Annotated in this window: 12 protein-coding genes; 2 read left to right on the plus strand and 10 right to left on the minus strand. The window is 71.5% G+C overall.

Features of this window, described 5'->3' with window-relative positions; all coding sequences use genetic code 11:
* Positions 1-243: 243 nt before the first annotated feature.
* The 4 genes from ACZ60T_RS06020 to ACZ60T_RS06035 all read right to left on the minus strand — a co-directional run bounded on the left by ACZ60T_RS06020 (position 244) and on the right by ACZ60T_RS06035 (position 6,801).
* Positions 244-768 carry a GNAT family N-acetyltransferase gene (locus tag ACZ60T_RS06020; RefSeq protein WP_469664831.1) on the minus strand — a complete coding sequence of 175 codons (525 nt, stop codon included), beginning with the start codon at positions 766-768 and terminating at the stop codon, positions 244-246.
* Between the two features lie 164 nt (positions 769-932).
* The gene (locus ACZ60T_RS06025; protein WP_469664833.1) at positions 933-2,378 is read right to left on the minus strand and encodes an aldehyde dehydrogenase family protein; all 1,446 of its coding nucleotides are present in this window, start codon (positions 2,376-2,378) and stop codon (positions 933-935) included.
* 153 nt (positions 2,379-2,531) lie between these two features.
* Positions 2,532-4,205: a PucR family transcriptional regulator gene (locus ACZ60T_RS06030; RefSeq protein WP_469664835.1), complete on the minus strand. Its 1,674-nt coding sequence runs from the start codon at positions 4,203-4,205 to the stop codon at positions 2,532-2,534.
* Between the two features lie 193 nt (positions 4,206-4,398).
* The gene (locus ACZ60T_RS06035) at positions 4,399-6,801 is read right to left on the minus strand and encodes a type IV secretory system conjugative DNA transfer family protein (RefSeq protein WP_469664837.1); all 2,403 of its coding nucleotides are present in this window, start codon (positions 6,799-6,801) and stop codon (positions 4,399-4,401) included.
* A 336-nt stretch (positions 6,802-7,137) separates the two neighbouring features.
* Here ACZ60T_RS06035 and gabT point away from each other — a divergent pair, with 336 nt between their 5' ends.
* Positions 7,138-8,472 (plus strand): 4-aminobutyrate--2-oxoglutarate transaminase, encoded by a 1,335-nt coding sequence (gabT, locus tag ACZ60T_RS06040; protein ID WP_469664839.1) that lies wholly within the window; start codon positions 7,138-7,140, stop codon positions 8,470-8,472.
* Positions 8,473-8,836: 364 nt separating this feature from the next.
* Complete coding sequence (locus ACZ60T_RS06045; RefSeq protein ID WP_469664841.1) at positions 8,837-9,487, plus strand: phosphatase PAP2 family protein; 651 nt, start codon at positions 8,837-8,839, stop codon at positions 9,485-9,487.
* Between the two features lie 54 nt (positions 9,488-9,541).
* On the opposite strand, the gene ACZ60T_RS06050 is transcribed toward ACZ60T_RS06045, so the two are convergent.
* Genes ACZ60T_RS06050 through ACZ60T_RS06075 form a run of 6 tightly spaced genes read right to left on the minus strand, consistent with a single transcriptional unit; the run spans position 9,542 to position 16,740 of the window.
* On the minus strand, positions 9,542-10,960 hold the full coding sequence (locus ACZ60T_RS06050; protein WP_469664843.1) for an NAD(P)/FAD-dependent oxidoreductase: 1,419 nt from the start codon (positions 10,958-10,960) through the stop codon (positions 9,542-9,544).
* Between the two features lie 57 nt (positions 10,961-11,017).
* Positions 11,018-11,818 (minus strand): ABC transporter permease, encoded by an 801-nt coding sequence (locus tag ACZ60T_RS06055; RefSeq protein WP_365622925.1) that lies wholly within the window; start codon positions 11,816-11,818, stop codon positions 11,018-11,020.
* The gene (locus tag ACZ60T_RS06060; RefSeq protein ID WP_365622923.1) at positions 11,819-12,745 is read right to left on the minus strand and encodes an ABC transporter permease; all 927 of its coding nucleotides are present in this window, start codon (positions 12,743-12,745) and stop codon (positions 11,819-11,821) included.
* The gene (locus ACZ60T_RS06065) at positions 12,745-13,896 is read right to left on the minus strand and encodes an ABC transporter ATP-binding protein (RefSeq protein ID WP_365622921.1); all 1,152 of its coding nucleotides are present in this window, start codon (positions 13,894-13,896) and stop codon (positions 12,745-12,747) included. The genes ACZ60T_RS06060 and ACZ60T_RS06065 overlap by 1 nt, the downstream gene beginning before the upstream one ends.
* A gap of 5 nt (positions 13,897-13,901) precedes the next feature.
* On the minus strand, positions 13,902-15,137 hold the full coding sequence (locus ACZ60T_RS06070) for a polyamine ABC transporter substrate-binding protein (protein ID WP_469664846.1): 1,236 nt from the start codon (positions 15,135-15,137) through the stop codon (positions 13,902-13,904).
* Positions 15,138-15,186: 49 nt separating this feature from the next.
* Positions 15,187-16,740, minus strand: coding sequence for a gamma-aminobutyraldehyde dehydrogenase (locus ACZ60T_RS06075; RefSeq protein ID WP_469664848.1), 1,554 nt, complete (start codon positions 16,738-16,740; stop codon positions 15,187-15,189).
* Positions 16,741-16,932 lie beyond the last annotated feature (192 nt).

Here is a 16,932-nt window from a genome sequence, read left to right on the forward strand (position 1 = left end):
CGTTCTCCGATCAAGCTGACGTACGCCCGCCAAGACCACCGTACGGCGATCTCGCGGACGTTCGTTACCGACCGGTGCTACCCGATCGTTCGTACCCCAATCGGGGCGAGGTCACCAGTCCTCGCGCAGCCCTCCGGCCGCGAAATGCCGTCCGCCGCGTGCGTCTTGGCCGTACGGGGCCGTACGGGACGGGCGGGGGCGGCGGTGTCGCGCCGGAGGGCCACCTGGGGGAACCGTCCGGTGTCACACGGGGCGGCGCATGACCAGCCGCGGCCAGCGGTCCAGGCCGTGCTCCGCCTCGCGCGCGCGGATGTCCTTGAGGCCGGGGCTGAGCGCGGCGTCGTCCACCGGCTGGAAGCCGCAGCGCGCGTAGTAGGGCGCGTTCCACGGGACGTCGACGAACGTGGTGAGGGTCAGGGCGGGGAGGCCCTCGGTGGCCGCGACGGCGGCGGCGTGGTCCAGGAGCGAGCGCCCGACACCGCGGCGCGCGCTGTCCGGGTGCACCGAGACCTGCTCGATGTGCAGGCCCCCGTCGACGTGCTCGGCGATGAGGTAGGCCACCGGGACGTCGGCGTCGTCGACCGCGACCCAGGCGAGCCCCTCCTGCCGGTAGCGGGCGAGTTCGTCGAGCGGGAGCGGCTCGTCGTCGGCTATTTCGGGCATGCCGACGTCGTGGAAACAGCGCCCGGCGGCTCGCTCGATGTCCTGGAGCAGGGGCAGCTCCTCGGTCCGGACGGCTCGGATACGCAGGGCCTCATGAGTACGCATGGGTCCATGGTGCCGTGCGGCCGGGAGAGAGAGTGATCGCCCCATGGGTTCCGGGGGTCCCCGGCGATCACTCCCCCCGCGTCAAGCGCCCGCTCGGGGCAGCGCACGCATGACAACGGCCGGAGCCCCCGCACAGTGGGCTCCGGCCGTTGGTCGTGGTCGGCTCAGAGAGCCAGGTCCGTCAGGACCAGGACGCGCTCGTAGGTGTAGTCGTCCATCGCGGAGCGCACGCCCTCGCGGCCGACGCCGGAGCGCTTGGTGCCGCCGTACGGCATCTGGTCCGCGCGGAAGGAGGGCGCGTCACCGATGACCACGCCGCCGACCTCGAGGGCGCGGTGCGCACGGAAGGCGACCTGGATGTCGTGCGTGAACACGCCCGCCTGGAGGCCGTACTTGGAGCTGTTGACCGTGGCGAACGCCTCGGCCTCGCCGTCCACCTTCTGCACGGTGAGGACCGGGCCGAAGACCTCCTCGGTGGCGAGGGTGACATCGCCCGGGACCTCGGTGAGCACGGTCGGCGCGTAGGTGGCGCCGTCGCGCTTGCCGCCGGTCAGGAGCGTGGCGCCCGCGGCCACGGCCTCGTCGACCCAGGACTCCACGCGCTTGGCGGCGTCCTCGCTGACGAGCGGGCCGACGTCCGTGGCGTCGTCGGAGGGGTCACCGGTGACCATGGCCTCGACGGCGGCCACGATGCGCGGCAGCAGCCGGTCGTACACGGCGGCGTCGGCGATCACCCGCTGCACGGAGATGCAGGACTGGCCGCCCTGGTAGTTGGAGAACAGGGCGATGCGCTTCGCGGCCCAGTCCAGGTCCTCGTCGCTCGCGTAGTCGGCGAGGACGACGGCCGCGCCGTTGCCGCCCAGTTCCAGCGTGCAGTGCTTGTGCGGCACCGACTCCATGATCGAGTAGCCGACCTTCTCGGAACCGGTGAAGGAGATGACCGGCAGACGCTCGTCCTGGACCAGGGCGGGCATCTTGTCGTTGGCGACCGGCAGCACCGACCAGGAACCGGCGGGCAGGTCGGTCTCGGCGAGCAGCTCGCCGATGATCAGGCCGGACAGCGGGGTGGCCGGGGCCGGCTTGAGGATGATCGGCACGCCCGCGGCGATGGCCGGGGCGATCTTGTGGGCGCACAGGTTCAGCGGGAAGTTGAACGGCGCGATACCGAGGACGACGCCCTTCGGGAAGCGGCGGACGAGCGCCAGACGGCCCGTGCCGCCGCCGTCAGTGTCCAGGCGCTGGGCCTCGCCGCCGTTGAAGCGGCGGGCCTCCTCGGCCGCGAAGCGGAACACGGAGACGGCACGGCCGACCTCGCCGCGGGCCCACTTCATGGGCTTGCCGTTCTCGGCGGAGATGAGCCGCGCGATCTCCTCGGTGCGCTCGACGAGCCGCTTCCCGACGTGGTCGAGGGCGGCGGCGCGCGCGTGGGCCGGGAGGGCGGCGAACTCGTCCCGTACGGCGTACGCGGCGGCGACGGCCTCGTCGACCTGGGCCTCGGTCGGGACGCTCACCTTGCCGACGAGCCGGCCGTCCCACGAGTTGGTGACGTCGAAGGTGGTCTCACCGGTGGCCTGGCGGCCGGCCAGCCAGAAGGCGTGGGTGGAGGTCATGATCGGGTCCCGACCCTTCCGAGGTTGGATGTTCCTTGGGGTTGCGTCGTCCACGGTAGGGCCGGGGTAGCGAACGGTCGTTTGTCCGGTGAGTAGCACTGTGGTGGGGGCGTAGTACGCGATGTACAGCCCCTACGCGCAGGTGGGGTGCCGTCAGTCCCCGGTCGCGCTCGTCGTCTTGAGCGCGAGCCACAGCTCCATCCGTACGTCCGGGTCGTCGAGCGAGCGGCCGAGGATCTCCTCGACGCGGCGCATGCGGTAGCGCAGGGTGTGGCGGTGGACGCCGAGGTCGGCCGCCGCCGCGTCCCACTGGCCGTGGCGGGAGAGCCAGGCCCGCAGGGAGGCCACCAGATCGCCCCGGCCCGTCGCGTCGTGCTCACGCAGGGCGCGCAGCAGGCCGTCCGCGAAGGCGCGTACCGCGTCGTCCGCGAGCAGCGGCAGCACGGACCCGGCCGCCAGCTCCTCGTGCTCGACGAGGGCGCGGCCCCGCCGCCGGGCCACCGACAGGGCCTGTTCCGCCTGCTTGTACGCGGCGGCCGTGGCGATCGGCCCGGCGGGCGCCGACATGCCGACGACCAGTTCGTTCTCGTCGGAGGCGGCGGTGTGCTGCTCGCGGGCCGCGGTCCGGGCGGCCTGCACCGCCAGCGCGTACTCCTGGCACGCGGTGACGGCGGCGCCGCCGTCCACGGCGAGGACGGCGAGCCGCTCGCCGTCGGGCACGACGAGCACGGCCTCGCCGGAGCGCGCGGCGGCGGACTCCACCGTCTCGGCGAGCCCGTCGAGCGGGTCGCCGTCCGTGTCGGCCCCCGTGAGTGCCGCGGCGGGCTGGGGCGCGGGCGCCACGCGCGCGTGCCCGTCGGCGTGCGCCCGCGCGGCCGACGCGGACGCCGCTTCGGCGAGGATCAGCCGGAACGGCGCGTCCAGCAGGGCGCCGTAGAGGTCCCCGGCCACCGCCCGCGCGTGGTCCGGCTGCCCGGCGAGCAGCAGCCGCAGTACGGCCGCCCCGATCCGCTGCTCGGCGGCGTGCAGGGACCGGGACCGTTCGGTGACGAGGGTCAGCAGCGCGATGGCGGAGTGCACCGCGTAGCGCTCGGCGGTGCCCAGCGGGGCCGCGGTGCCCACGGCGAGCGCGGCGCGCGGGCGGCGGCCGGTGCCCAGGGAGTGCAGTTCGACCCGGTCCTCGCCGCTCGGTCCGCCGACCACGGAGGACGCCGGGGCGGGCCGCTCCCGCAGCCGCTCCACGTCGGCGGTGAGCCGCGCGGCGCGGCGGCCCGCCCACTCGGGCGCGGCGGCCACGACGGCACCGGAGGCGTCGTACAGCGCGGCCCAGCCCGCGACCTGCGCGGCGAGCGCGGCGAGCAGCCCCTCGGGGCCCTCGCTCAGCGCCTGGCGGGTCAGCTCGCGCTGCGCGGCGAACCCGGCGGTCACGGCCCGGTACTGGTCGGCGGCGTTGGCCGCGGAGACGGCCTTGCTGATGGCGAGGAAGGGGGTGCGCCGGGGCACTTCGAGCAGCGGGAGCCCCTCCTCGCGCGCGGCGTCCACCAGGGCCTCGGGGATGGCGTCGTAGTTGACGCCGACGGCGAAGCCGAGCCCGACGACCCCCGCGCCCGCCAGCCGCCGCACATAGCGCCGCATGGCCTCCGGGTCCTCGGCGTCCAGCTTGAGCGCGGTGATCAGCAGCAGCTCGCCGCCCTCCATGTAGGGCACGGGGTCGGCGAGTTCACTGACGTGCGCCCAGCGGACCGGGACGTCCAGATGGTCCCCGCCCGCGCGCACGGTGAGCTTGAGCGCGGAGTGGTGGACGAGCGCGGCGAGGGTGAGGGGCATGAGGCCTTCAGGTCGGCACGGACGGGGACGGAACGGGGCTGGGACGGGGGCCGGGACGTGATCGTGGTGATCGATGATCGGCGAGATCGGTGATCTCTGTGATCAATTGGCCGTCGCGTATGAACGACCTCTGTCGATTCTGCCTCACCGTACGATCGACGCCGACCCCTGTGCCAGCCTCTGAGACCAGGCCCTAGCCGCGTAGGTCCACCAGCAGCGGCGGCGCGTGCTCGCCCTTCCGGTCCGTCAGGGACAGCACCGCGTGCCCCGGCGGCACCGCGTGCGCCAGCTCGGACGCGGACCACCGCTCGCGCTCGACCTGGCGGACGGTCACCGCGTCCGTGGTCACGGCCTTCCCGGTCACCAGCTTGCGCAGGGCGTGGATGGCCCGCGTCATGGGCTGCTGCGCGAAGACGGTGTGCTGGGCGACCTCCCGGGTCTCCACCCACTGCGTGCCCCAGGCCTGCGCGAACCGGCCGCCGTCCCAGGTGGTGACGCCGGAGAAGGCCATCCGGCAGCCGACCGCCCCGAACAGCGGCCCGTGCAGGGCCTCGGGGACGTCGCCGATCGTGCGCAGGGAGAGGAGAACGCCCGCGTTGCGCGAGCGCAGCCGCTGGATGCGGCGCACCGACTCGGCGGTCACCGTGCCGGTCGCGTCGTCGAGGACCAGGCAGGCGAAGTGGGGGCGCCCGCCGACCCCGGCGACGGCGTCGAACTGGGCGAGGATCAACCGGGTGAGCAGCCGCGACGCCTCCTCGTGTCCGCGCTCGGGCAGGTCGATACGGACGCGGAGGGGATGGTGGGCCACCGCGCGCAGCGAGAACGGCCGGACCGCGCCGCCCCCGAAGAACTCGGCGAAGGCGGGGCGGTCCAGCAGGGCGAGCCGGTCGGCGAGCGCCGGGCCCACGTCGGTGGTGGTGCCGGACTGCCGCAGCCGGGCGTCGAGTTCCCGGCGCATCGCGGCGTGCCGCTCCTCCGAGAGGGCCTCGCGCAGGGGTGACAGCGCCGAGGGCCCGCCCTCCAGGAGTTCCCGCAGCACGGGCAGCGACGGGAAGGCACCGTGCACCGCCCGGTAGGGGCCGAGGAGTTGGGCGAGCGCGGTCACGGCCCGCTGAGCGTCGACGGTGTCGAGGTCGCCGACCAGTCCCTCCGCGAGGAAGCCCGCCGCTTCGTCGGGGTCGTCGCAGTCCGCGTACGGGTCCAGGTCGTGGACGGACGCCGGGTCCCCGATCCGTACCACGACGTCGAACGCCGCGTCCGGGGCGAGCGGCGTACCGGCGGCGCACACCGCGACGACGGCGCACCCGCCGGTCAGGGCCTCCAGCGCGAGGTTCTCGACCACGGGGGCGACCAGGCGGCGGGTCTTGCCGGAGCCGGGCGGGCCGACGGCAAGGAGCGAGGTGGCGAGCGCGTCGGGGCCGAGGGCCGCACCCGCGCCCGCGTAGGCGAGGGGGGTGTGCTCCCCGGCGACCCACTGCCCGATGCGGACCTGGTCCACAAGCAGGTCGTGCAGCGCGGTGCGGCCTGGCAGGTCACGGGCCCCGGAGGGGTGGGTCCAGGCGGCGCCGCCCTGGCGCAGCACGGTCCCGGTGAAGGCGGCGAGGTGTCCTTCGCGCCGGGCCGCATTCCACGCGCGCCCGATACGGGCGCAGTCCACGTCGTTCACGCGGCCCGCGAGCACCTCGGCGCCGAGCGCGTCCGCCGCCTCACGCGCCCCGGCCTCGCGCAGCTCGGGCCAGCGGGACCGGGGCGTGTCGGGCCGTACCGCGTCGTCCTCGGCCGGGCGGCGCCGCGCGGCGAGCCAGGTGCGGGCCAGGGGCAACCAGTCGCCGACCCGGGCGAAGGGCCAGAGGATGAGCAGCGTGACGGCGGTGTAGACGCTGTAGACGAACGGCGCCGATGCGAGGATCTCGTAGCCGTCCGAGACCGCGACCGCGAAGTTGAAGATGGTGCTGAGGACCGGGTCGGGGTCCCAGAAGGCGCCGGGGACGGCGCTGGGGAACACCCACCCCCAAACGACGAGAGCGCCCACGGCGGCGACGGCGGCCCGCTTCGGCTGCGGCCAGCGTTCGAAGAAGAAGCGGCATCCTCTGCCCCAGCTCCCGAGTCGGCCCATGGCACAGGCGATCACGGCGAAGGCGACTCCGTTGTAGGCAGCGCGGGCCTGGGCTCCCCATCCGTTGCCCGCTTGGTAAACGTGCCCAGCGTTCCTGGGGGTCATGGAAGGCTCCCACCACCAGTCGCTCGGGGTGACCAGCCGCAGCGGAGCGAACTGATAGGGAACGGCACCCACACCCCAGAGGGCCCAGATGATCAGCCCGACCACCAGCGGGATCACCATGCCCGCGATGGTGGCCGGAGAGAGCCGCCGCTTGTGCGACGTCTTCGGCGGCTGGTAGTGCTGTCGCCAGATCCCCGGTTCCGCCTTCACCCGAGGCGCGTCCAGCCACTCGGCGACCGACGACCGGGGCGGTCGTGGCGGGGCCTCGGTGTGCGGCGCGCGGGTCGGCCGTGGCGGAGCCCCCGGCGGCATGGCCGGACGCGGCACGGAGTCCGCCCGTGTGCCGCGCGCGTCCTGCGTCCCGTCGCTGTCCATCGCCCTTGCCCCCTGACCAGCCGCTCCCTGCACCATCAGCGAGCCAATCTAACGCCCCGCAAGGGGAGTTCACCGCTTACACGGCGGCATCCGCGTCCGCGCCCCCGACCGCCCCCTGCCCGTACCGCGCCCACCGCTCCGTCCGCCGCTATGTCCACGACGGACAAGCGGATACCCCCAAAGTGCCCACATGGAGCATGCCCCGCCCCCGCTCGCGGTTCTAGCCTGCGAGAAAAGAAAGGCATGCGTCCGAACATCCCCCGCCCGGAGCCGGGACCACCGGAACCAGGTGCACCGGAATCTCCGCTTCGGTTCGCACGATCACAGGGAGCCCCCATGACTGCAGTTCCGCAGGAGCGCCGCGTCGTCACCGCCATTCCCGGCCCGAAGTCGCAGGAGCTCCAGGCCCGCCGTACCGCCGTGGTGGCGCAGGGCGTGGGCTCCACGCTGCCGGTCTTCACGCGGCGCGCGGGCGGCGGCATCATCGAGGACGTCGACGGCAACCGTCTGATCGACTTCGGCTCGGGCATCGCGGTGACCTCCGTGGGCGCCTCCGCCGAGGCCGTCGTGCGCCGTGCGTCGGCGCAGCTCCAGGACTTCACCCACACCTGCTTCATGGTCACGCCGTACGAGAGCTACGTGGCCGTCGCCGAGGCGCTCGCCGAGCTGACGCCGGGTGACCACGCGAAGAAGTCCGCGCTGTTCAACTCGGGCGCCGAGGCCGTCGAGAACGCCGTCAAGATCGCCCGTGCGTACACCAAGCGCCAGGCCGTCATCGTCTTCGACCACGGCTACCACGGCCGGACGAACCTCACCATGGCCCTGACGGCGAAGAACATGCCGTACAAGGACGGCTTCGGCCCGTTCGCGCCCGAGGTCTACCGAGTGCCGGTGGCGTACGGCTACCGCTGGCCGACCGGTGCGGAGAACGCCGGTGCCGAGGCCGCCGCGCAGGCCATCGAGCAGATCACCAAGCAGGTCGGCGCGCACAACGTCGCCGCGATGATCATCGAGCCGGTGCTCGGCGAGGGTGGCTTCATCGAGCCCGCGAAGGGCTTCCTGCCCGCGATCCGCCAGTTCGCCGCGGACAACGGCATCGTCTTCGTCGCCGACGAGATCCAGTCCGGCTTCTGCCGCACCGGCCAGTGGTTCGCGTGTGAGGACGAGGGCATCGTCCCGGACCTGATCACCACCGCCAAGGGCATCGCGGGCGGTCTGCCGCTGTCCGCCGTCACCGGCCGCGCCGAGATCATGGACGCCGCGCAGTCGGGTGGCCTGGGTGGCACCTACGGTGGCAACCCGGTCGCCTGCGCCGCCGCGCTCGGCGCCATCGAGACGATGAAGGAGCTCGACCTCAACGCTCGCGCGAAGGAGATCGAGGCGACGATGAAGGCTCGCCTGACGGCGATGGCCGAGAAGTTCGACATCATCGGCGACATCCGTGGCCGCGGTGCCATGATCGCGATCGAGCTGGTCAAGGACCGCACCACCAAGGAGCCGAACTCCGAGGCGGCCGGCGCGCTCGCCAAGGCCTGCCACCAGCAGGGCCTGCTGGTCCTGACCTGCGGCACCTACGGCAACGTGCTGCGCTTCCTGCCCCCGCTGGTCATCGGCCAGGACCTTCTGGGCGAGGGCCTCGACATCATCGAGCAGGGCTTCGCCGCTCTCTGAACTCCCGGTCAGAGGCTGTGAAGAAGCTGTGCGGGGTGGATGGCGGGTAGCGCCAGTGGCTGTCGGAGCCTGATCCGCTGCCGTAGGTTCTACCCAGATGAGAGATGGACCCGCCCGCAGGTGACTGTGGGCGGTATCGGGCCGGGGCCTCCCCAGCTTCGACCCGGTCGTGCCCTCGCGCACACAACCGGAGCCTTCCGGCTTCGGATCTCCTCACCGATCGGACGGCCGCACGCCCCAAACCCCCCGGGGCGGGCGGCACACCGATCGGACGGCCGCCTCGAGCGGTTCGCCGAAGGGCCAGCGCACTCCCCCCCTTGCGCTGGCCCTCCGGCGTTCTCCGGGCTCTGGCAAGCTGTGCGCCGTGTCCCCTCCCGCGAGTCCGTCGGCCCGGCGCCGCCCGATCACCCTTGCTCTCGTCGCTCTCCCCCTGATCGCCTTCCCGCTGATCACCTGGCAGGTCGCCGTCCGTGGTCCGCTCGCGCGGGCGGACGAGCGGGTGAGCGGGGCCGTGGTCGACCCGGACCGGATCTCCGGGCTCCTGGCGGACCTCGGGAACATCGCGGTCGCCGTACCCGTCCTCGCCGTCGTCCTGCTCCTCGCCGCCCGGCACGCCCGGCGCGCCCGCCGGGACCGGTGGTGGCTGCCCCCGGTCGCCGCGGCGGCCCTCATGGCGGCCGTACCGGCGGTGATCGTCCCGCTCAAGACGCTGATCGCGCGGCCGGGGCCGCCGGTCATGGGCCAGGAGACGGGCTTCTTCCCCTCGGGGCACACCGCCACCGCGGTCATCGCCTACGGCGCGGCGGCCCTGCTCCTGTGGCCCCTGTCGCGTACGCCGTTCGTCCGCCGCGCGGTCGTCGCGCTCTGTCTGCTGCTGAATCTCGCGGTCGCCTACGGGCTGGTCCGGCACGGCTACCACTGGCCGCTGGACGTGCTGGCCAGTTGGTGCCTGGGGGTGCCGGCGCTCGGCGCGCTGGGGCTCCTGCTCGGCCGCGGCGGCCGTCTCACGCACTGACGCCGCGGCCGGGACACACCCGTCAGGGCATGTCCCGGCAGCGGCGTCGGCTCCTCAGCTGTCGAAGCCCAGGCCCAGCTTGTCCATCGTCCGCAGCCACAGGTTGCGCCGCCCGCCGTGCGCGTCGGCGTGCGCCAGCGACCACTTGGTGAGCGCGATCCCCGTCCAGGCGAAGGGCTCGGGCGGGAACGGCAGCGGCTTCCTGCGGACCATCTCCAGCTCGGTGCGCTCGGTCCGCTCCCCCGCGAGCAGGTCGAGCATCACCTCCGCGCCGAAGCGGGTCGCGCCGACGCCGAGGCCCGTATAGCCCGCCGCGTACCCGACCTTGCCCTGGTGGGCGGTGCCGAAGAACGCCGAGAAGCGTGTGCAGGTGTCGATCGCGCCGCCCCACGCGTGGGTGAACCGCACCCCCTCCAACTGCGGGAAGCAGGTGAAGAAGTGCCCGGCGAGCTTGGCGTAGGTCTCCGGGCGGTCGTTGTACTCGGCGCGCACCCGGCCGCCGTACGGGTAGATCGCGTCGTAGCCGCCCCACAGGATCCGGTTGTCGGCCGAGAGCCGGAAGTAGTGGAACTGGTTGGCCGAGTCCCCGAGGCCCTGGCGGTTGCGCCAGCCGATCGAGGCCAGTTGGTCCGCGGTGAGCGGCTCGGTCATCAGCGCGTAGTCGTAGACCGGGACGGTGTAGGAGCGGACGCGCTTGACCAGGTTCGGGAAGATGTTGGTGCCGAGTGCCACCCGGCGGGCGCGGATACGGCCGTAGGGGGTGCGTACGGCCATCCCGGCGCCGTACGGCTTCAGGCCGAGCGCGGGCGTGTGTTCGTAGACGCGGACGCCCAGTTGGAGGCAGGCCCGCTTGAGGCCCCAGGCGAGCTTGGCCGGGTGGAGCATGGCCACGCCCCGGCGGTCGTACAGACCGGCCCGGAACGTCGGCGAGTCGACCTGTCCGCGCAGCGCGTCGGCGTCGAGGAAGTCGAGGCCCTCGGCGAGCCCCTCGTCCTGCAACTCCGTGTACCAGTCGCGCAGTTCGCAGGCCTGGTACGCCTCGGTCGCGACGTCGATCTCGCCGGTGCGCTCGAACTCGCAGTCAAGGGCGTAGCGTTGGACGGCCTTCTCGATCTCGTCGAGGTTGCGGGCGCCCAACTCCTCCAGCTTGTGGATCTCCTTGGGCCAGCGGGCGAGGCCGTTGGCCAGCCCATGGGTGAGGGAGGCGGCGCAGAAGCCGCCGTTGCGGCCCGAGGCGGCCCAGCCCACCTCGCGGCCCTCCACCAGCACCACGTCCCGGCCGGGGTCACGCTCCTTGGCGACGAGCGCGGTCCACAGTCCGCTGTAACCACCGCCGACGACCAGCAGATCGCAGGTCTCGGCGCCGGTGAGCGCGGGCTCGGGGTGGGGCTTACCAGGGTCGTCCAGCCAGTACGGCACCGGCTGGGCTTCGGAAAGAGATGTGGTCCAACGGGTCATGGCGCTTGGGGCCATGATTTCAACTCCCTACGGATGATGGCGCCGTACGGCGCGGAGCCTGTCGGACAGGCCCTATGCCTTCCGGCGGTTTCGGCGGGTGCCGATGGCCATGGAGACCAGGACCAGCAGCACGGCGAGGCAGAACATGGCCGTACCGATGACATTGATCTGCACGGGGGTGCCGCGCTGTGCCGAGCCCCAGACGAACATGGGGAACGTCACGGTCGAACCCGCGTTGAAATTGGTGATGATGAAATCGTCGAAGGAGAGCGCGAAGGCGAGCAGCGCGCCCGCGGCGATTCCGGGGGCCGCGAGGGGCAGGGTGACCCGTACGAACGTCTGCACCGGTCCGGCGTAGAGGTCCTGGGCCGCCTGCTCCAGACGCGGGTCCATCGACATCACTCGCGCCTTGACCGCGGTGACGACGAAGCTGAGGCAGAACATGATGTGCGCGATCAGGATCGTCCAGAACCCGAGCGGCGCACCCATGTTGAGGAAGAGGGTGAGCAGCGAGGCCGCCATGACGACCTCGGGCATCGCCATCGGCAGGAAGATGAGCGAGCTGACGGCGCCGCGGGCGCGGAAGCGGTAGCGGACCAGCGCGAAGGCGATCATCGTGCCGAGCAGGGTCGCGCCGAGCGTCGCCCACACGGCGATCTGGAGGCTGAGCGAGAGCGAGCCGCACATGTCGGCGACCCCGCACGGGTCCTTCCAGGCGTCCACGGAGAACCGCTGCCACTGGTAGTTGAAGCGCCCCTTCGGCTTGTTGAAGGAGAACACCGTGACGACGACGTTGGGCAGCAGGAGGTAGCCGAGCGTCAACAGCCCGGCGATGACGACGAGATGGCGCCGAAACCAGCGTACGAAGGCCATTTAGACCAGATCCTCCGTCCCGGATCTGCGGATGTAGAACGTGACCATGAAGAGGATCGCGGCCATGAGGATGAAGGAGAGGGCCGCGGCCGTCGGGTAGTCGAGCACCCGCAGGAACTGTGTCTGGATGACGTTGCCGACCATGCGGGTGTCGGTGGAGCCGAGCAGGTCGGCGTTGACGTAGTCGCCCGCGGCCGGGATGAAGGTCAGCAGCGTGCCGGAGACGACGCCCGGCGTCGACAGCGGGAAGGTGACCTTGCGGAAGGTGGTGAAGGGCCTGGCGTACAGGTCGCCCGCGGCCTCGTGGAGGCGTCCGTCGATGCGCTCCAGCGAGGTGTACAGCGGAAGGATCATGAACGGCAGGAAGTTGTACGTCAGTCCGCACACCACCGCGAGCGGGGTGGCGAGGACGCGGTCGCCGGAGGTCCAGCCGAGCCAGCTCGTGACGTCCAGGACGTGCAGCGCGTTCAGGGTGCCGACGACCGGGCCGCCGTCCGCGAGGATCGTCTTCCAGGCGAGCGTACGGATCAGGAAGCTGGTGAAGAACGGCGCGATCACCAGGATCATGATGAGGTTGCGCCAGCGGCCGGCGCGGAACGCGATGAGATACGCGAGCGGATAGCCGAGCAGCAGACACAGGACGGTCGCCGCGGCGGCGTAGAGCACCGAGCGCAGGAACTGCGGCCAGTACTCGGACAGCGCGTCCCAGTAGGTCGCGAAGTGCCAGGTGACCTTGTAGCCGTCCTCCAGGGAACCCGTCTGCACGGAGGTGGAGGCCTGGTAGATCATCGGCAGCGCGAAGAAGACGACCAGCCACAGGATGCCGGGCAGCAGCAGCCAGTACGGCGTCCAGCGGCCCCGTCTGCGCGGGGGCTTGTCGGGGCTGGTGGATGCGAGGGGCGGGGGCGCCTTTGTGACAACGGCCATCAGGCGGCCTCCTCCTCGACGGTCTCGATGCCCGCGTCGATGTCCTGCGCCGCGTCCAGGCCGAAGGTGTGGGCCGGGCTCCAGTGCAGCACCACGTCGGCGCCGGGCACCAGGCGCGGGTCGCGGTCGACGTTCTGGACGTAGACGGCGAGCGCGGGGCAGACGGCGCTGTCGACGACGTACTGCGTGGAGACACCGATGAAGCTGGCCTCGGCGATCGTGCCGCTGACGCGGTTGCGGCCCGCGGGTATCTCGCCCGCGTCGTCCGCGTGGGTGAGGGATATCTTCTCGGGGCGGATGCCGACGAGCACCGTGCCACCGGCCGTCGTCGGCGCGGAACATCGCGCCTTGGGCAGCGCGAGCTTGCCGTCACCGGCCTTCAGGACGATCTCGTCACCGCTTCCGGAGTCGACCTCAGCCTTGATCAGGTTGGAGGTGCCGAGGAAGTTGGCGACGAACGTGGTCTTCGGGTTCTCGTACAGGTCGGTGGGCGCGCCGAGTTGTTCGACGCGTCCGCCGTTCATCACGGCGACCGTGTCGGCCATGGTCATGGCCTCCTCCTGGTCGTGCGTGACATGGACGAAGGTGATGCCGACCTCGGTCTGGATGCGCTTGAGCTCCAACTGCATCTGGCGGCGCAGCTTCAGGTCGAGGGCGCCGAGCGGCTCGTCGAGCAGGAGCACCTTGGGGTGGTTGATCAGGGCGCGGGCCACGGCGACGCGCTGCTGCTGGCCGCCGGAGAGCTGATGCGGCTTCTTCCGTGCCTGCTCGCCGAGTTGCACCAGGTCGAGCATGTCCTCGACCTGCTTCTTCACCGACTTGACGCCGCGCCTGCGCAGACCGAAGGCGACGTTCTCGAAGATGTCGAGGTGCGGGAAGAGGGCGTAGGACTGGAAGACCGTGTTCACCGGCCGCTTGTACGGCGGCAGATGGGTCACGTCCTGCTCGCCGAGGTGGACGGTGCCGGTCGAGGGGTCCTCCAGACCCGCGATCATGCGCAGGGTGGTGGTCTTGCCACAGCCCGAGGCGCCGAGCAGGGCGAAGAAGGAGCCCTGCGGCACGGTCAGGTCGAGCGGGTGCACGGCGGTGAAGGAGCCGTAGGTCTTGCTGATTCCGGCGAGGCGGACGTCGCCGCTGTTGTCTGTCGTCATCTTCGTCACGCCCCTGTGAGCTTTGCGAACTTGCCTTCGTAGGCCGCCTCTTCCTTGTCGCTCAGCGACCGGAAGGAGTGGGACTTCGCGGCAACGGCCTTGGTGGGAACGATCAGCGGGTTGTCCGCCGCCGCCCGGTCGATCTTTGCCAGCTCCTCGCGTCCACCGTCGACGGGACAGACGAAGTTGATGTAGGCGGAGAGCTGGGCGGCCGGCTTCGGCTCGAAGTAGAAGTCGATGAGCCGCTCGGCGTTGGTCTTGTGGCGCGCCTTGTTGGGGATCAGCAGGTTGTCGGTGCTCGTGATGAGTCCGGCGTCCGGGATGATGTAGTCCACGTCCGGGTTGTCGGCCTTGAGCTGGACGACGTCGCCGCCCCAGGCGATACAGGCGGCCAGGTCGCCCTTGGTGAGGTCGGACGTGTAGTCGTTGCCGGTGAAGCGGCGGATCTGACCCTTGTCGACGGCCTTCTGGATACGGGCGAGCGCCGCGTCGTAGTCGTCGCCGGTGAACCTGGCGGGGTCCTTGCCCATGTCGAGCAGCGTCATGCCCATGCTGTCGCGCATCTCCTGGAGGAAGCCGACGCGCCCCTTGAGCCTGGGGTTGTCGAGCAGGTCGGAGACCGACTTCACCTCGATGCCGTCGAGCGCCTTCTTGTTGAAGGCGATGACGGTCGAAATGCCCTGCCAGGGGTAGGAGTAGGCGCGCCCGGGGTCCCAGTCCGGGTCGCGGAACTGGGCGGACAGATGGGCGAAGGCGTGCGGGAGGTTGGCCGGGTCCAGCTTCTGGACCCAGCCGAGGCGGATCAGCCGGGCCGCGAGCCAGTCGGTGACGTTGATGAGGTCGCGACCGGTGTCCTGGCCCGCGGCGAGCTGCGGCTTGACCTTGCCGAAGAACTCGTTGTTGTCGTTGATGTCCTCGGTGTACTTGACGTCGATACCGGTCCGTGCGGCGAACGCGTCGAGGGTGGGGTGCCTCTTCCCGCTCTTGTCGATGTCGATGTACTCCGGCCAGTTGGAGAAGTTGACGACCTTTTCATCGGCCGAGTGGTCCGAGGCGGAGACGCCTCCCTGTGACTTGCCCGCCGCGGGGATCCCGCAGGCGCTCAGCGCCCCGAGTCCCCCCAGCGCGAATGCGCCGCCCGTGGCGGCTCGCAGCAGCGAGCGGCGGCCGAGGGAGGCCCTGCCGCCGGACTGGCTGCGTTTCAGGGCCGGGAACAGGCGGTCGGCCTCGTACTGCTCCATGCGCGTGGTGCCCTTTCGGGAGGTCGGCCGCGGACGGCGGCCGACGTGGCTATCGGTCCCCGAAGATCGTGCGGTGCCAGTCCTTCCTGACCACCGCGGTGTTGTCGAACATTACGTGCTTGATCTGGGTGTATTCCTCGAACGAGTACGCGGACATGTCCTTGCCGAAGCCGGACGCCCGGTAGCCGCCGTGCGGCATCTCGCTGATGATCGGGATGTGGTCGTTGACCCATACACAGCCCGCCTGGATCTCGCGGGTGGCGCGGCCGGTGCGGTACACGTCCCGGCTCCAGGCGGAGGCGGCCAGGCCGTACGGGGTGTCGTTGGCGAGGCGGATGCCGTCGTCGTCGGAGTCGAAGGGGAGCACCACCAGGACCGGTCCGAACAGCTCGGACTGGACGATCTCGCTGTCCTGGGCGGCGTCGGCGACGAGGGTGGGCCGGTAGTAGGCGCCCTCGGCGAGGTCGCCTCCGGGTGCCTCGCCGCCGGTGACCACACGCGCGTAGGCGCGGGCCCGGTCGATGAATCCGGCGACGCGGTCGCGCTGGACGTGGGAGATCAGCGGGCCGAGGTCGGTGCCTTCGGCGAAGGGGTCGCCGAGCCGGACGGTCTCCATGAGGGCGGCGGTCCGGGCCACGAACTCGTCGTAGAGGGGGCGCTGTACGTACGCGCGGGTGGCGGCCGTGCAGTCCTGGCCGGTGTTGATGAGCGAGCCCGCGACGGCGCCGTTGACGGCGGCCTCCAGGTCGGCGTCGTCGAAGACGACGAAGGGGGCCTTGCCGCCGAGTTCCAGGTGGATCCGCTTGACGGTGGTCGTCGCGATCTCGGCGACGCGCTTGCCGACGGCGGTGGAGCCGGTGAAGGAGGTCATGGCCACGTCCGGGTGGCCCACGAGGTGCTCGCCCGCCTCCTTGCCGGTGCCGGTGACGATGTTGATCACGCCGTCCGGGATGCCCGCCTCGGTGGCGGCCTGGGCGAACAGGAGCGAGGTCAGCGGGGTGAGTTCGGCGGGCTTCAGCACGACCGTGTTGCCCGCGGCGATCGCCGGGAGGACCTTCCAGGCGGCCATCTGGAGGGGGTAGTTCCAGGGCGCGATGGAGCCGACCACACCGATGGGCTCGCGGCGCACGTACGAGGTGTGGTCGCCGGAGTACTCACCGGCGGACTGCCCCTGGAGATGACGGGCGGCACCGGCGAAGTACGCGGTGTTGTCGATGGTGCCCGGGACGTCGAACTCCCGGGTCAGCTTGAGCGGCTTGCCACACTGGAGGGACTCGATCCGGGCGAACTCCTCGGCGCGGTCGGCGAGGACGGCGGCGAAGCGGTGCAGCGCGTCCGAGCGCTCGCCCGGGGTGGCGGCGGACCAGGCCGGGAAGGCGGCGCGGGCGGCGGCCACGGCACGGTCGACGTCGTCGGTGCCGGCCAGCTCGTAGCGGTAGACCTCGGCTCCGGTCGAGGGGTCGATCACCGCGTGCGTACGGCCCGATGTGCCCTTGGTCAGCCTGCCCGCGATGTACTGGGCGCCGTCCGCGAAACGTTCCTGTACGTCGTGCTGCGTCTGGAAGCGGGTGTCGGCCTCGCCGTCATGTCCCGGGTTGTGCATGTCGCTCTCCTCCGCCGCCGGCCGCGGTCCACCGCGGGGCTGGCGTAGCTCCAGCTCGAATTGAGTGCCGATCCTGACAGAGCTGCAACAGCTCAACAAGTGATTCCGTTGTTGCCTTTTGATTACGCGACGGAATCTGTCGGACCAGGTGTCGAGTCCCGATCGGAAAGGGAGGACGGAGTGTCCGTGGTG

This window comes from Streptomyces sp. NPDC104371 (genome assembly GCF_055583785.1).

What these genes read in the sequence shown, in the direction of transcription:
- ACZ60T_RS06020 (WP_469664831.1), bottom strand. Translation starts at nt 768, where the DNA reads ATGCGTACTCATGAGGCCCTGCGTATCCGAGCCGTCCGGACCGAGGAG.
- ACZ60T_RS06025 (WP_469664833.1), bottom strand. Translation starts at nt 2,378, where the DNA reads ATGACCTCCACCCACGCCTTCTGGCTGGCCGGCCGCCAGGCCACCGGT.
- ACZ60T_RS06030 (WP_469664835.1), bottom strand. Translation starts at nt 4,205, where the DNA reads ATGCCCCTCACCCTCGCCGCGCTCGTCCACCACTCCGCGCTCAAGCTC.
- ACZ60T_RS06035 (WP_469664837.1), bottom strand. Translation starts at nt 6,801, where the DNA reads ATGGACAGCGACGGGACGCAGGACGCGCGCGGCACACGGGCGGACTCC.
- gabT (WP_469664839.1), top strand. Translation starts at nt 7,138, where the DNA reads ATGACTGCAGTTCCGCAGGAGCGCCGCGTCGTCACCGCCATTCCCGGC.
- ACZ60T_RS06050 (WP_469664843.1), bottom strand. Translation starts at nt 10,960, where the DNA reads ATGGCCCCAAGCGCCATGACCCGTTGGACCACATCTCTTTCCGAAGCC.
- ACZ60T_RS06055 (WP_365622925.1), bottom strand. Translation starts at nt 11,818, where the DNA reads ATGGCCTTCGTACGCTGGTTTCGGCGCCATCTCGTCGTCATCGCCGGG.
- ACZ60T_RS06060 (WP_365622923.1), bottom strand. Translation starts at nt 12,745, where the DNA reads ATGGCCGTTGTCACAAAGGCGCCCCCGCCCCTCGCATCCACCAGCCCC.
- ACZ60T_RS06065 (WP_365622921.1), bottom strand. Translation starts at nt 13,896, where the DNA reads ATGACGACAGACAACAGCGGCGACGTCCGCCTCGCCGGAATCAGCAAG.
- ACZ60T_RS06070 (WP_469664846.1), bottom strand. Translation starts at nt 15,137, where the DNA reads ATGGAGCAGTACGAGGCCGACCGCCTGTTCCCGGCCCTGAAACGCAGC.
- ACZ60T_RS06075 (WP_469664848.1), bottom strand. Translation starts at nt 16,740, where the DNA reads ATGCACAACCCGGGACATGACGGCGAGGCCGACACCCGCTTCCAGACG.